At 46.9% G+C, this 14996-nt stretch carries 12 protein-coding genes; 8 read left to right on the forward strand and 4 right to left on the reverse strand.

The genetic code is table 11. The features are described 5' to 3' along the window. Window positions 1-15: 15 nt before the first annotated feature. The 3 genes from MCG98_RS07215 to MCG98_RS07225 all read left to right on the forward strand — a co-directional run bounded on the left by MCG98_RS07215 (window position 16) and on the right by MCG98_RS07225 (window position 3737). Window positions 16-1152: a substrate-binding domain-containing protein gene (locus MCG98_RS07215; RefSeq protein WP_240301368.1), complete on the forward strand. Its 1137-nt coding sequence runs from the start codon at window positions 16-18 to the stop codon at window positions 1150-1152. Between the two features lie 105 nt (window positions 1153-1257). Continuing rightward, window positions 1258-2742: a sugar ABC transporter ATP-binding protein gene (locus MCG98_RS07220; protein WP_240303392.1), complete on the forward strand. Its 1485-nt coding sequence runs from the start codon at window positions 1258-1260 to the stop codon at window positions 2740-2742. 14 nt (window positions 2743-2756) lie between these two features. Then, the gene (locus MCG98_RS07225) at window positions 2757-3737 is read left to right on the forward strand and encodes a hypothetical protein (RefSeq protein WP_240301369.1); all 981 of its coding nucleotides are present in this window, start codon (window positions 2757-2759) and stop codon (window positions 3735-3737) included. Window positions 3738-3815: 78 nt separating this feature from the next. Here the strand turns inward: MCG98_RS07225 and MCG98_RS07230 are convergent, their stop codons facing one another. From MCG98_RS07230 to MCG98_RS07240, 3 genes are all read right to left on the reverse strand, one after another. Continuing rightward, window positions 3816-4799 carry an ABC transporter permease gene (locus MCG98_RS07230; RefSeq protein WP_240301370.1) on the reverse strand — a complete coding sequence of 328 codons (984 nt, stop codon included), beginning with the start codon at window positions 4797-4799 and terminating at the stop codon, window positions 3816-3818. Beyond that, window positions 4792-6297: a sugar ABC transporter ATP-binding protein gene (locus MCG98_RS07235; protein ID WP_240301371.1), complete on the reverse strand. Its 1506-nt coding sequence runs from the start codon at window positions 6295-6297 to the stop codon at window positions 4792-4794. Before MCG98_RS07235 ends, MCG98_RS07230 begins: the two co-directional genes overlap by 8 nt. Before the next feature lie 66 nt (window positions 6298-6363). Further along, window positions 6364-7389 carry a sugar ABC transporter substrate-binding protein gene (locus MCG98_RS07240; RefSeq protein WP_240301372.1) on the reverse strand — a complete coding sequence of 342 codons (1026 nt, stop codon included), beginning with the start codon at window positions 7387-7389 and terminating at the stop codon, window positions 6364-6366. Between the two features lie 351 nt (window positions 7390-7740). Between MCG98_RS07240 and MCG98_RS07245 the strand changes: the two genes are divergently transcribed. The 3 genes from MCG98_RS07245 (at window position 7741) to MCG98_RS07255 (ending at window position 10785) form a co-directional block, all read left to right on the forward strand. Further along, window positions 7741-8580 (forward strand): AraC family transcriptional regulator, encoded by an 840-nt coding sequence (locus MCG98_RS07245; RefSeq protein ID WP_240301373.1) that lies wholly within the window; start codon window positions 7741-7743, stop codon window positions 8578-8580. 227 nt (window positions 8581-8807) lie between these two features. Further along, window positions 8808-9659 (forward strand): TIM barrel protein, encoded by an 852-nt coding sequence (locus MCG98_RS07250; protein ID WP_240286115.1) that lies wholly within the window; start codon window positions 8808-8810, stop codon window positions 9657-9659. Then, entirely contained in the window at window positions 9649-10785 is a 1137-nt protein-coding gene (locus MCG98_RS07255) for a Gfo/Idh/MocA family oxidoreductase (RefSeq protein ID WP_240286117.1), read from the forward strand. Before MCG98_RS07250 ends, MCG98_RS07255 begins: the two co-directional genes overlap by 11 nt. A gap of 78 nt (window positions 10786-10863) precedes the next feature. Here the strand turns inward: MCG98_RS07255 and MCG98_RS07260 are convergent, their stop codons facing one another. Further along, window positions 10864-11748 (reverse strand): AraC family transcriptional regulator, encoded by an 885-nt coding sequence (locus MCG98_RS07260; protein WP_240286119.1) that lies wholly within the window; start codon window positions 11746-11748, stop codon window positions 10864-10866. A gap of 302 nt (window positions 11749-12050) precedes the next feature. Here MCG98_RS07260 and MCG98_RS07265 point away from each other — a divergent pair, with 302 nt between their 5' ends. Together MCG98_RS07265 and MCG98_RS07270 are read left to right on the forward strand one after the other, a co-directional pair. Continuing rightward, window positions 12051-13472 carry a glycoside-pentoside-hexuronide (GPH):cation symporter gene (locus tag MCG98_RS07265; protein ID WP_240286121.1) on the forward strand — a complete coding sequence of 474 codons (1422 nt, stop codon included), beginning with the start codon at window positions 12051-12053 and terminating at the stop codon, window positions 13470-13472. Window positions 13473-13933: 461 nt separating this feature from the next. Further along, window positions 13934-14968, forward strand: coding sequence for a type II glyceraldehyde-3-phosphate dehydrogenase (locus tag MCG98_RS07270; RefSeq protein ID WP_240286122.1), 1035 nt, complete (start codon window positions 13934-13936; stop codon window positions 14966-14968). Window positions 14969-14996: the final 28 nt, after the last annotated feature.

A 14996-nucleotide genomic window follows, 5' to 3' on the forward strand; every position in this document is an offset into this window, starting at 1 on the left:
TTGGGAGGACAAAACATGAGAAAGAGAGTATTAGCGACCTTATTGGCAGCAGGAATGGTAATGGGCAGCTTGGCTGGATGTGGGAATTCGGACAGTGGTAGCAGTGACAGCGGAAGTAAAGAAGCAGAGACAACAAAAGAGGCAGAGACAAAGACTGATGATGCTGCAGATGACGCAGCAGGTGATGAGGCGGCGGCTTCTGGCGATCTGGCAGAAGTACTCGGGGACATTACAATGGTTATCGCAAACAGAGACGAGTTCCTTTCTGAGATGGAATCGGGTGCAATCAAAGCGGCCGAGACACTGGGCGTGAAAATGACAACCGTGGACGCACAGAACGACCAGAGTAAACTCCTTCAGTTTGTTGAGACTGCAAAGAATAATGATCAGAAAGTTATTATTGTTAATCCGGTTGACGCGGCAGCAGATGCTTGTCAGCAGATCGTTGACGCGGCAGGCGATATGAAAGTGGTATTTGTTAACAGACCGCCAGATGATATTGATGCGGGAAGTAAAGTTCTGAATGAAAACGTTGTGTATGTAGGTTCTGATGAGATGACCTCCGGTTATTTCCAGGGACAGGCACTTTCAGAGTATTTTAAAGAGCAGGGCAAGACGGACATCAAATATATTCTGATCCAGGGTACTCTGGGACAGGTTTCCACAACAAATCGTACCGCATCTCTGCTGAAGGCATTTGAAGATAACGGCATCAATGCAGAAGAAGCAACATCTCCTCTGGTTGCCGACTGGGATCGTGCGACAGCACAGGATATGATTACACCGCTTCTGACAACAATTGAGTATGACTGTATCGTAGGTAACTGTGATGCGTTGTCACTGGGTGCAATCGAAGCTATGAAATCACAGGGTCTGGATCCGTCTTCTGTTCCGATTGTTGGGATCGACGCTACAACAGACGGACGTCAGGCTATCCATGACGGTGACATGTACATGACGGTGTTCCAGAACGCGGCAGGTCAGGGATATGGAGCTATGAAAGCGGCTGCAAACCTTGTACAGGGCAAACCTGCAAACGACGGAACAGAGTGGGAGCTGGATGAGACAGGATGCATCGTATGGATTCCGTTTGAGCCGGTTAATCTTGACAATGTAGACACATATGACAATTATACTCTGAATATCGAATGATAATTGTTGGCATTGATAAGGGTGTCGGCCGCTGGTCGGCACCTGTTGTCGTAAAAAGAAGAGATATGAGAGGTGAATGGTTTGAGTGAAGAATACGTTCTGGAGATGCATGATATCGTAAAAGAATTCCCTGGAGTAAGGGCATTGAAGGGCGTTCAGTTAAAAGTACGCCCCGGAACTGTACATACGCTGATGGGTGAGAATGGTGCCGGAAAATCCACATTGATGAAATGCCTGATCGGTATTCATCCCGCAACCTCGGGAAAGATCATTTATAAAGGAAAAGAGGTCAGCTTTAAGTCCACACAGGAAGCACTGGACGCCGGGATCTCGATGATCCACCAGGAACTCTCCCCGGTGTATGAGCGCTCCGTGTGTGACAACGTATGGCTTGGCAGGGAACCGAAAAAAGGGATCCTGACCGACCACAGGAAGATGTATGACGACTGCGTGGAACTGTTTTCGCGCATGGGCCTTGACATAGACCCGCATGATAAGATGAAAGACCTGACCGTCGCAAAAATGCAGATGGTTGAAATTGTAAAGGCGGTATCCTATGATTCGTCGATCGTAATCATGGATGAGCCGACCTCGGCGCTGACGGAGTCAGAGGTTGAGGACCTGTTTCAGATAATTGCAGACTTGAAAGAAAAAGGCGTGGCCATAGTTTATATTTCGCATAAGATGGACGAGATCTTCCGGATCAGTGATGACATCACGGTGTACCGTGACGGGGAGTACATCGCGACGGACCGGGCGGAGAACCTGACGCAGGACAAGCTGATCCAGCTGATGGTAGGGCGCGAGATCACGGATATGTTCCCGAAGACGGAGTGCCCGATCGGGGATGTGGTGCTGAAGGTGGAGGACCTGTGCGCAGGCCGGCTGGTACAGCACGTATCGTTTGAGCTGAGGAAGGGAGAGATCCTGGGATTCGCAGGGCTTGTGGGAGCAGGCCGGACGGAGACGATGGAGACGATCTTCGGGATGCGGCACAAGACGTCGGGAAAGATTGTAAAGGACGGGAAAGAGCTGGACATCAAAAGCCCGAAGGATGCGATTGAGAACCATATCAGCCTGCTGACGGAGGACCGGCGCGGGAACGGGATCGTGGGGCTGTTGAGCGTGCGTGAGAACATGGTCATGGCAAACCTGAACCTGAAGGCGTACGGGATGCCGCTGAATGCGAAGAAGATGCGCGAGGACGCGCAGACGTACATAGATAAGATCCGGGTGAAAACCCCGACGATGGAAACCCCTATCCAGAACCTGTCCGGAGGGAACCAGCAGAAAGTGCTGGTCGGCAGATGGCTGCTGACGAACCCGGATGTGCTGATCGTGGATGAGCCGACACGAGGGATCGATGTCGGGGCGAAGTCCGAGATCCATGCCCTGCTGTCGGAACTGGCAGGCCAGGGGAAAGCGATCATCGTGGTATCATCGGAGATGCCGGAAGTCATGGGAGTGGCGGACCGCATGGTGGTGATGCACGAAGGGCACGTGAGCGGAATCCTGGACCGTTCGGAATTCTCACAGGAATTGATCATGAAATATGCGACTTCCCATGAAGGGGAAGCGAAAGCGAATTAGAAGGGGGCAACCAAATGAACGCGAAAACAAAGAAACGCTTATCTGATAATATGATCTGGATCGTGCTGATCGTCCTGGTCATCCTTGTAAGTATCATCAACCCGAAATTCTTAACGATTGCCAACCTGCGGACCCTGCTGACGGGCGAGTCCATCAAGGGGATCATGGCGTTCGGTGTGGCATTTGCGATCCTGACGCGAGGCATCGACCTGTCGATCGGGGCATCCGCGGCGCTGATCGCGTGTGTGACCGGTGCGCTGGTACAGCCGGTGGACCTGGCAACAAAAGCGCTGGCAAACTTCGGCGTGCAGGTACCGGCGATTGTGGCAATCCTGCTGGGTATGGTGATGGGTATCGCCATCGGGGCGATCCAGGGTGCGCTGATTGCGTACACGAAGATGCCGGCATTCATCGCGACGCTGGGCGGCCAGCTGATCTGCCGTGCGGCGGCGAAGATCTTCACGACGCGCCCGGTATCGAACCTGTCGGACGGCTACCGCCTGCTGGGAAGCGGGAAGATCGGGCCGATCCCGATCATCATCGTGGTATTTCTGATCGTCTTCGGGATCGCAGCCTTTATCCTTGGGCAGACCCGATTCGGAAAGAGCTTATATGCGATCGGCGGAAATGACCAGGCGGCGCGTGTAGCGGGTATCAACGTAGAGAGAAACCTGGTGCTGACATACGTATGGTGCGGCGCCTGTGCAGCCCTCGGCGGAATCCTGCTGGCAGGGCGTGCGGGATCAGCGGACCCTGCAAACTCCGGTTTGAACTACGAGCTGGATGCAATCGCAGCGGCGACGGTAGGGGGGACATCCCATACGGGAGGTATCTGCCGCGTGACAGGAGTGCTGTGTGGTATCCTGATCCTGGGAGTCATCAACAACGGCCTGGTACTGATCGGAGTGAATGACAACTTCAGTAATATCATCAAGGGCCTCATCATCGTCGGAGCGGTTGCGATGGATATGAGAAAGAACGCAAGAAAAGCATAGTAACATTCATGGCTGTACCGGAAATGTTCGTACATAAGGAGTTCGAGGGTGCCTCGAACTCCTTTTTGACAGTGGCAGTCAAGCATCTGCCTGTACTTTTGCTCTGGTTTTCAATCTTGATTTTATATCTGCGTTGCCGCGGACCACATCCACGAATACTGCAGCGATGATCACGATACCGATGACGATGTACTGAACATCTGTCTGTGCACCCATCAGGTTTAAACCATTTCTGATAATTGCAATGAGTAATGCGCCGATCAGCGTTCCGCTGACGGTCCCCTTGCCGCCGCTGAAGGAGGCTCCACCGATGACGCAGGAGGCGATCGCGTCCATATCAAATGTTTCACCTGCAAGAGGAGTCGCGCTTCCCACGCGGCCCATCATGATAATACCTGCAACCGCACACATGAATCCGGACATAACATAAACAAAGTTTAGTGTGCGCGGTACGTTGATACCCGCCAGTCTTGATGCTTCTTTGTTTCCCCCGACGGAATAGATATTACGGCCCAGTGCAGTTTTGGACAGGAAGATACCTACGAGGGCAAAGATCACAATAACGACTACAAAACAGACGGGAAACACTCCGATATTTGCAGAGCCGACAAATGTAACGGAATCTGGAAAACCTCCGATTGGGGCGGCCGCTGTAATCAGCAGTGCCAGGCCCCGGAATACCTGTCTGGATCCCATGGTAGAAACGAACGGATGCGGCAGTTTCAATTTGGTGAAAATAAAACCGTTTACTTCCCCGCAGAGTGCACCTACAAGCAGACAGGAGCAGATCAGTATAAAAGGATTTGTGATTCCGCTCTTCAGCAATACGCCCATGACGCAGGAGGATAAGGCCACCATAGGTCCGACTGAAATATCGATTCCGCCGGTCAATAAAACCAGCAGCATACCCAGTGATACCATAGCATTGATTGATGCCTGCCTGAGGATATTCATCAGGTTGTTGATACTCAAAAAAGTGGATGAGATGATCGCCAAAACGATTGAAAGTAATATAGCTGCGATAAGCGGCCCCATAAAGGACGGCATTTTTTTCTTAGTCATCTAATTTCCCTCCCCATGCTAATTTCATAATGTCTTCCTGATTGAAATGATCATCCCGTGATGATAATTCCCCTCTGATTTTCCCTTCCCTCATGATAATGATACGGTCACACATTCCGAGCACTTCCTGGAGATCGGAGGATACCATGATCACACATTTGCCTGCTGCGAGGAGTTCATTCATCAGATTATAAACTTCAATTTTTGCGCCGACGTCGATACCCCTGGTTGGTTCATCAAATATGTAGATATCAGCATCCTGATTCATCCATTTTCCTATCACAACTTTTTGCTGGTTTCCGCCGGAAAGTTCTCCGGCATTTTTCTGTATCGACGGCGTTGCAATCTTCAGCTTTGCAACACAGGCCTCTGCCTGTTCCCTTATTCTGGAAAAATCAATAAAAATACCTCTGCGTATTTTCCTGAGGTTTACAAGAGACAGATTTCTGGCGATGGATTCTGTTAAAACCAGTCCTTCCTGTTTCCGGTCTTCGGTCAGAAAAGCAATTCCTTTTTTGATCGCGTCCTGCGGCGATTTGATGGCAACGGTATTGCCGTTGATTTTGATCTCTCCAAAATCCGGTATCGCGGAACCAAATATACCGTGCATTAACTCGGTTCTGCCTGCTCCTACCAGTCCCGAAAATCCAAGTATTTCTCCGCGTCTCGCCTTAAAGCTGGCATCGTAATACTGACCCGTCTTAGTGAGACCGGAGACTTCCAGGGCAACTGCTCCCGGCTCGTGCTCAAGCTTTGGATAAAGATTGTCCAGCGTACGTCCGACCATATCAGCGATCAAAGAATCCTTCGTCATGTCTTTGGAAGGTTTTGTTGAGATATGTTTTCCATCCCGCATGACGGTAACAATATCGCAGATTTCAAAAATTTCTTCTAGTTTATGGGAGATAAATAATACCGCGATATTCTTCTTCTTTAAAATTTTAACAGTTTTAAACAGTTCTTCAGACTCTCTCTCTCCTAAACTGGATGTAGGTTCGTCCAGGATGATTACCTGGGCATCCCTGAGAACCGCACGGCCGATCTCGACCATCTGCTGCTGGCCCATGCCGAGTCTGCCGCATATTTCACCTGCAGAAATTTTCTGACCCATGGATGCCATGACCTCTTCGGTTTTTTGATTCATATAGGCATAATCCAGAAAACCGGATTTGCTTTTTACATGACTCCCCAGAAACAGATTGTCGACGATCGGCAGTTCCTTGACGATATTCAATTCCTGATATACACAGGCGATACCCCTTGATTTAGAATCGGCAGGACCATGAAAAACCGTTCTCTCGCCATTTATAAAGATTTCTCCCTGTTCTGGAATGTTGACACCTGTGATCGTTTTAATCAGAGTCGATTTGCCGGCGCCATTTTCGCCTATAAGGCCATGGACCTCCCCTCTTTTTAACTGAAGTGACATATCATCCAGAGCCACGACACCGGGGAATTCCTTTCGTATATGTTTTAATTCAACTACGACATTTTCCAATTAAGCCCCTCCTTCTCTTTGATGGAGGCCGGGTATCCTGATCATGGCCGGATACCCGGCTCATTATTAACCGAGAAAATCTTTATAGTTCTCGCTGTCGATGACCTGAATGCCGGGATTGATGTACGCATCATAAGTTTCGCCTTCCAGTGAGCCCAGGCCGCACGCAAACCCTTCGCTGCCCATATCATACGGTTTCTGCCCGATGATCATTTCGACCTCGCCTGTCTCCACCAGTTCGATCGCTGACTGAAATCCATCAAAACCACAGATTTTTATTCCCTCAGCGCCGGCACTCTCGATAGCCTGTGCGGCTCCGACTGCCATTGAATCAGAAGTGACCATGACTGCGTTTATCTGATCCGGATATTTGGAGAGAAATGACTCCATGGTATTGGCGGCTTTATCGGTTTCACAGTTGGCATCCTGCACTTCCAGAACCTTCATGCCGGATTCTTCCAGCGCGGTTTTGAGACCTTCAGTTCGGCTCTCGTGGTTCACATCACCGAGTTTTCCGCGCAGAATGACAACGCTGGATCCTTTTTCCAACCGCTTGGCGAATTCTAATGCTCCGTCATATGCCGCCTGGTAATTGTCAGTACCGATGAAAGTCACTTTATCCTCAAAAGATGGACAATCGGTATCGACCATGACAACTTTTATTCCTGCATCTGCCGCCTGCCCCAGAACACCTTTCAAAGCATTTTCTTCCTGGCAGGCACACAGCAGAATATTGGTTCCGTTCGAAATCATATCTTCGATCGCTGTAACCTGCTGCATGGAATCAGATTCACTTGTTGAAGCTACTGCCTTGATATTGGATTCCAAAACACCGGCATCAACGGCGGCTTCTGTTGCACCCCTGACTACTGCATTCTGAAATTCATCGGATGACTTCATCACAATTCCGACTTTTAAACCGGAAACATCTGTATCCGAATCCTCTGAGGCCGAAGTATCATCAGAAGCCGAAACGTCTTCTGATGCTGATGAGCCGTCAGCGGGTTTGGTATCCTTGTCACTGGAGCTGCAGGCTATTAACGAAAATGCCATTGTGATCACTAACATTACACCAATCATTTTTCTTTTCATAGAAATCTCTCCTTCACACTGAATATAGTTTTTGCAACCACCCCTGAATGTTACAATTATATTTTAAACAAAGTAACTGTGCGATAGTTATAGTTTTCTTGTTAAAGATTTCAGTATTTTTGCAATAATTCCGGTTGTTATTCCGGGAATTGATGCTGCTTTTTGTGTATTCTTGCTGAAAAAAGCAAATGGAATGATTTGAAAATGTGAAAAATTAATATATAATACACTTATAGGTAAAGTACTTGTATTTACTGTTTGTTTTACGGGCTTCCTGAGGCCTGACATATGGAAAGCGCGACACGACTTTCGATTGTATGAACCGCGGGACGAGCGGTATGGGAGGAAATTATGGATAAAAAAGAACTGTCAATTCACGCCCGGTTTTCCAGGCTTCATTATGTTGATCAGGATTACCATTCCAATCACTCTCAGCTTCTTCACAGCCACGAAGATTGTCTGGAGCTGCTGTACATTATGAACGGGGAAGGACAGTATATCGTCGGCGGAAGGCAATGGCCAGTACATAATGGCAATCTTGTCATCTGTAATGCCGGGGTCCTTCATGGGGAAACGTATTTTTCTGCAAACAATATGGAGACGTATTGCTGTGTGCTGGAGAATATATCGATTGAAGGTCTGCCTGGAAATGATTTTCAGAGACTGACGCAAAACCCGATTCTGAACTTTGTGGAAGAACGCCAGTGTGTGGAACATCTTATTCTTGCACTGGCATCTCTCAATCCGGAAGCGGCAGCCTTTTCAAAAACGCGGGACCTGCTTGCGGAAACAATACTTATTATTGTGTGTGAAAAGCTTTTGCAGCGGCATCAGGAGGATACGGTGCTCCATAAAAATGTCGATGATTTTATCGATCTGGTAATAAAGTATCTGGAAACATACTATAAAGAGCCGATTACATTAAGTGATTTGGGCAATCGGTTCCATGTCAGCCATTACTATCTGTCGCATATTTTTAAAGAGCAGACAGGTTACTCTCCCATGAAATACGTGGTTCAGCTTAAGATAGGAGAGGCACAGAAACTGCTTATGAATACCGAAAAGTCAATTGGATCTATCAGCGAAGAGCTGGGTTTTAATGACAACAGCCATTTTAACGTGATGTTTAAAAAGTATACCGGTCTGTCGCCGACAGAATACCGTCAGTATTTCAAGAATACCACAGTATAGCGAAGGGATAACAGCATATATGGCATTATTTAAGAGCAAGAAAATACATAATTTTAAAAAATAACGGTTAAAGAACGCTGAAATATCCGCAAAAATATGGCACGATTTATCTAACTCCCCTGGAAATTTTCAGTTAAAATAGTATTGACAACCATTCTGAATGATAAACGCATCGAAAAACATTACAAAGAATGCCGCCGGGTTGGCGGCGGAGCGGGGATTACATTATGAAGCAGATTAAAATTGGAGCATGTGACTGGGGACTTCCGGGTGCGGGGCTGTATGCCGCTGCAATTGCTGCCTCCGTTGGGCTGGAGGCATTGTCTTTGCGAATCGGATTATATGAAAATGATTATCCGCTGACACAGCCTGAAATGCAAAAAATCTACCTGGAAGAACAACAAAGATATGGTATTGAATACTGTGCGATCGCGTTGAATGATTTTGATCATATTCCAATGCATGCGCGTAAAGGCACCAGGGAGTATGATATTGTGTGGGATTTGCTGAGGCGTGCTGTCGTTACGGCGAGCGTACTCGGCGTTCGGATCATTCAGGTACCGGGATTTGGAAAAAGTGAAGTGAAGACAGAAGAAGATATGGAACACAGTGCGGCGGCTTTTCGGTACTTATGTGATACTGCAGGCGAATATGGGATCGGCGTCGCGAGTGAAAATCTGATGAACCCGGAGGAATTTAAAACATTTTATGAATGTGTGAAGCGGGATAACTTTTATCTTTACTATGACAGTCAGAATTACCATCTGTTTCGTGGATACCGTCAGACGGATATCCTGAATGAACTGTATCCGTATATGTGCGATCAGCTGCATGTAAAAGACGGATTGAATGCCATGAGCGGTATGATACTGGGTAAGGGGGATTCGGGATTCGATGAAACCATGAAGTGGCTTGGGCTGAATGATTATACGGGCTATATCCTGCTGGAGAATTATTATGATCAGCTTCCGCTGCGTTTAAATGCGGGAAATCCATTTGAGCTGTTGCGTGAGGATATTACGGTCTTGAAACATTCGATAAGAAACAGCTGGGCGGGGGGGATTAACTATGAAGCTTAATTATGGAATGATCGGTGGCGGTAATGGAGCCTTTATCGGTGATGTACACAGAAGAGGAGCCTTTCTGGGCGGATACGCGGATCTGACGTGCGGCTGTTTTACAAGAAACCCGGAGAAAAACAGGGAGGCGGCAGAGCAGTGGGGTGTGCCGGACAAGACACGTGTGTATGCAAACTATGTAGAAATGGCGGAAGGGGAGGCGGAGAGGGAAGACGGCATTGACTTTGTTTCCGTCACAACACCAAATGATACGCATTATGTGATTGCAAAAACCTTTTTAGAGCACGGAATTCATGTGATCTGTGATAAACCGGTGACTTCGACGGTGGAGCAGGCCAAAGATCTGCAGCGGATCGCCAGGGAAAGAAATCTTTGCTTCGGGGTGACGTATTCCTACTTTGGTTATGCTATGGTTCATCAGGCACGGGAAATCATTGATTCGGGAAAAATTGGTGAAATCGTATATGTCACAACGGAGTATCCACAGGACTGGCTGCTTTTAAATCTGCGGGATGAGGAAGCCAGGAAAAAGATGTGGAGAATCGACCCGGAACGTGCGAACGGTTCTCTTTGTACTGTGGATATCGGTACGCATCTGGAGGCGTTGCTGCACGCGGCGACCGGACTGGAAATCAGAAAAGTACTCGCGAGATTTGATTATACGGTGGATGGACTTCCTCTTGAGACGAACAGCAATGTAATGCTGCAGCTGAGTAACGGAGCTTCCGGAAGTCTCTGGTCATCCATTGTGGCTGTGGGACATGATGCAGATGTGAGAATCCGTATCTATGGAACAGAAGGAAGCCTGGAATGGTATCATGGGAAAGCTGGCCTGCTGAAGCTGGCACGCCTTGGGGAGCCTGTGCAGTATCTGACGATGAACCGGGACTATAATGCCGGTGAGAGCCTGTCTATGTCTCATCTGCCGGCAGGACACCCGGAAGGCTACTATGAAGCATTTGGAAATATTTATGAATTGTTCTGCAAGGACGTCATCGCGCGTAAAAACGGGGCATCGGGCAGGCAGTATACGTATCCCGATATTGAGTATGGTATTCAGGGCGTGCGTTTTGTGGACGCTTGCTTAGAAAGCAATGCAAACGGAAATGTCTGGGTAGAGCTGTGAAGCGACATGAGTGAAAGATTAAAACGGGGGACAGGGGCCGGATAATGGGCCGGCTGTCCCCTGCTTATGTACCGCATCCTAATCAGACAACTCATCTGATGGGTCCCGCAGAGTGTATTTTTTTCGGTAAGACAGCGGTGAAAGTCCTACATATTTTTTGAATTGAACATTAAAGTGACTTAAGTTGTCAAAACCAACCATGGACGCGATCTCTGTAATTGATTTCTGTGACATGATCAGCAGCGACTGTGCCTCTCCGATCCGGCGCCTCACGATATAATGAATCGGGGAATAGCCCAGTTTCCGTTTGAACAGGTGTGACAGATAAGACGGGCTGATAAAGAACTGGTCACTGATCTTCTGGAGTGTCAGGTCTTCAGAATAGTTTTCATCAATATACTGTTTAATGTCCTTTAGCAGAGGATCTTCTTTTGAATGCTCGGTATTTGGCTGTCCGTACTGTTTGAATGCATAGATCAACAGGGAAAGAAGCGCCTGTGTCAAGTACTGATTCGTTTCCTGCTGTTCCTCACTGTCGAAAGCGACGGAGTCAAAAATTGTCTGGAAGATTGCATCCATGAGGACGAAATGTTTCTCGACTTTCAGGACGGGTTTGATATCTGCTGAAATCAGATGATTTTCAGGAAGTCCTTCCAGCTGCAGGTTGTCAATGGCTATAGAGAGCATGGAAAGTTCACGATTATACTGAGGGACTTCGTCGTGCAGGACACCGGCATTGCAAATGATGATATTGCCTGCTTTTACGTCATAATATTCATCGTCCACAACGTAAGACCCCGATCCTGTTCTGATGAACAGAAGTTCCAGTCTGTCTTTGTGATTGTGCAGAATCCGGGAGTGCTGACTGAAACCGATGGTAATATGGCTGGCCGACAGAAGGCGCGGCATTTTCCCGTCTTTGAATGAAGGTGTAAAAGAATTTTTTGCAAAACATTGTATCATGACGTTCCATCCTTTCTGTGTCTTATATGGTCATTATATAGTATTGGATTTGTAAAATCCAGAAAAAATATCATAATTTTATGTTGCATGTTGAAACTGTTTGATTTAGAATAGTGTCGTATGTTGTAAAAAAAGGAGGAACTTATTTCATAATCTGAATTGGTAACTATTCAGGACGGCTTATCTTCTTGCATGACCTGTAGTCATGAACAGTTACCTTGATTTTTAAAACTGAATAGCGTAAATCATATGACGTTTGTAGGAAAGAGGGCATATGCCTCAAAAGGTTGAGGAGAATTATTATGAAGAGAGATATGATGAAAGTGGGTTTTGGAAAAAAACATTTAGCAAATGAGGATGATGAATACGCAGAGGTTTCATGGAAAGAAAAACTGTCTTTCTGCTTTGGAGACCCTGCATTAACTATAGTATACACGTTGACTACAACGTTATTGATTTATTATTACACAAATGTCATTGGGATTTCTGCCGGAATTGTCGGTATTATCATGCTGATTTCGCGTATATTTGATGGTTTTTCGGATTTTATCATGGGTATGATTATCGACCGCACGCATTCTGAATACGGTAAAGCCAGGATCTGGATCCTCAGACTTGCTGTTCCGTATGCGGTGATGGCAGTTCTGCTGTTTACAGTGCCCCCTGTGGGTGTTGTTGGTCAGACGATTTACATTTTTCTGACTTATAACCTGATGAATACCGTGATTTACACGGGAATCAGTCAGCCGTTCCATACACTTGGTTCCAATATGACCAGAAATCGAAATGAGCGCGAGACTATCTGCAATATCCGTATGGCACTGTCCATCACGGGAAGCATGATCATCACAGCTCTGACACTGCCGCTGATCAACAAAGTGGCCGCCCTGACCGGGAATGAGCAGATGGCGTGGATTCTGGTAACCGCAGCGTATGCAGTATTGTCAGTTTTGATCTTGTTTAACACATTTTCGAGCACGCGTGAGCGTGTACGCATTTCAGAAAAGACGGATGACAAGATATCTGCGGGCAGGGCGCTGAAGCTTCTGGTGAAGAACCGCTATTTCCTGATTTCACTGGGATTGATGCTGTTCTATACCGTTTATCAGATCATAATAGGGACAGATCTCACCTATTACTGTCAGTACATTCTTGGAAATGTTGATCTGGTAATGCCGATCTCGCTTGCAGAAAAGATTCCGATGGTTATTGTGATACTGTGTCTGCCGGTCCTGCTTCCAAGGTTTGGAAAGAGAAATCTGATCGTTGGCGGCTGCATACTGGGGATTATCGGGCAGCTTATCTTTATTGGCAATTATACGAGTGTGCCGCTTGCTATTATTACTGCCGCAATGCGCGGCGTTGGCATGTCATTCTTTTATGGCGTAAGCTTTTCACTCCCGAGTGACGCTATCGAATACGGTCAATGGAAGCTGGGAGCAAGGGTGGAAGGCCTTATGTTTGCGTCTATGTCAGTGGGTCAGAAGTTCGGCTCGGGAATCACGAGTGCCGTACTCGGTATGTATTTTGCGAAAGCCGGATATGATGGAACGATGGCGGTACAGGGAGCAGCAGCCAACGCGGCAATATCCAATGCCTATCTGTATGTGCCGATCGCCGTATGGGTTATTATGCTGGTGATCGCATGCTTCTACGGCCTCGATAAGAACTACAACCGCATGATGAGTGAGCTCGCTGAGCGGGAGGCGCAGGGGAGAATTTAGAAGGAAAAGAACATTCCCCGGGGATGTTATAATATGAAAGAAACACATTTTACATAAGCTGTCATATGAAGTAATTCAGTTTAAGACATTGGAATAAGTAGAAAAGGTCTGTCAAGGTCAGGAGTCTGGCCGGACAGACCTTTCCTTATATAGAAAAGAAATCAAAAAAGGGCAAAAAAAATCAAAAAAAGTCACAAACAATTATAAATGGTTACTGTTGGCATGTTGTAAAACATGCAGTAAAATTCACCATTTTTCGGCATGGCTGCTTGTGGAATTCAGCCAAATAAAGTGTTGACATGGAAAGGGGGACAGAATATAATATTAGTAGCGTACAACGATTGAAAATCGGAGTATTATCAGATAGAGGACAGGCGTGAAGCGCTAGGATTTGCGCCGGGTTTTGATGGTAATACAGTACGGATATTGTTGTAAATTATTTTAAGGAGGAAGTTTTTAAAATGGGAAAAGTTAAAGTTGGAGTAGCAGGTTATGGTACCATCGGACAGCGTCTTGCTGACGGTGTTGCACTTCAGGGCGATATGGAGCTGGTAGGTGTTGCAGATTTTGCGCCGACATTAGCTGTACGTGCACTGAAAGAAAAAGGTATGCCTTATGATTTATATCTGGTTGATGGTGCTGACAAAGCAGCTTTCGACAAATATAATATCCCGGTAGCCGGAAGCTTTAATGATTTAGTGGACAAAGTAGATATCATGCTTGACTCTTCACCGGCAGGTGTTGGAGCGAAAAACAAAGAGATCTATGCTGCAAAAGGTGTAAAAGCTATTTTCCAGGGCGGCGAGAAAAATGATGTTGCCGACGTTTTCTTCCATGGTTATGCTAACTTTGAAAAAGGTGTTAATAAAGATTACCTGAAACTGACATCCTGTAATACAACAGGTCTGATCCGTACTGTAGACTGTCTGGATCGTGCATACGGCATTGAGAAAGTTGCGATCACAATCGTACGCCGTGTTGCTGACCCGGGCGATTACAACCGTGGACTGACAAATGCGCTTCAGGTAGAAAAAGCTCCTACTCATCAGGCAGTTGACCTTATGACGATCATGCCGCACGTTGATGCGACAGGTATCCTCGTACATACACCGGTAACTCACGGACATTTCATCACTGTTGTGGCAACAGGTAAAGAAAAGATCACAAAAGAGATGGCGCTGGAGGCATTCGAGAAACATCCTCGTATCCGTGTCGTGACACTGGAAGAAGGATTTATGGGTAATGCATCATTCTTCAAATATGCCCGTGATCTCGGACACACAAGAGGCGATATGTATGAAATCGGTCTGTGGGCTGACAGTATCGTAGAGACTGGAAATGATATCATGTTCGGAATCCACATTCCGCAGGAATCTGTAACAATTCCGGAGACAATGGATGGTATCCGTGCAGCATGCGGAATGCAGGCAACACGTGAAGAAGGTACCGCAGAAACAAACAAATACCTGAACATCGGTGCTTTTAAAAACCTTTAATCAGAATAGTTTGAATTTGCGGGGGAAA

This window comes from Ruminococcus sp. OA3, assembly GCF_022440845.1.
Taxonomy (GTDB): Bacteria; Bacillota; Clostridia; order Lachnospirales; family Lachnospiraceae; genus Ruminococcus_G.

Coding starts and splice junctions, on each gene's coding strand:
- MCG98_RS07220 (WP_240303392.1), top strand. CDS start 1,258: ATGCATGATATCGTAAAAGAATTCCCTGGAGTAAGGGCATTGAAGGGC.
- MCG98_RS07245 (WP_240301373.1), top strand. CDS start 7,741: ATGGATAAAAAAGAACTGTCAATTCACGCCCGGTTTTCCAGGCTTCAT.
- MCG98_RS07250 (WP_240286115.1), top strand. CDS start 8,808: ATGAAGCAGATTAAAATTGGAGCATGTGACTGGGGACTTCCGGGTGCG.
- MCG98_RS07260 (WP_240286119.1), bottom strand. CDS start 11,748: ATGATACAATGTTTTGCAAAAAATTCTTTTACACCTTCATTCAAAGAC.
- MCG98_RS07255 (WP_240286117.1), top strand. CDS start 9,649: ATGAAGCTTAATTATGGAATGATCGGTGGCGGTAATGGAGCCTTTATC.
- MCG98_RS07225 (WP_240301369.1), top strand. CDS start 2,757: ATGAACGCGAAAACAAAGAAACGCTTATCTGATAATATGATCTGGATC.
- MCG98_RS07240 (WP_240301372.1), bottom strand. CDS start 7,389: ATGAAAAGAAAAATGATTGGTGTAATGTTAGTGATCACAATGGCATTT.
- MCG98_RS07230 (WP_240301370.1), bottom strand. CDS start 4,799: ATGACTAAGAAAAAAATGCCGTCCTTTATGGGGCCGCTTATCGCAGCT.
- MCG98_RS07215 (WP_240301368.1), top strand. CDS start 16: ATGAGAAAGAGAGTATTAGCGACCTTATTGGCAGCAGGAATGGTAATG.
- MCG98_RS07270 (WP_240286122.1), top strand. CDS start 13,934: ATGGGAAAAGTTAAAGTTGGAGTAGCAGGTTATGGTACCATCGGACAG.
- MCG98_RS07265 (WP_240286121.1), top strand. CDS start 12,051: ATGAAGAGAGATATGATGAAAGTGGGTTTTGGAAAAAAACATTTAGCA.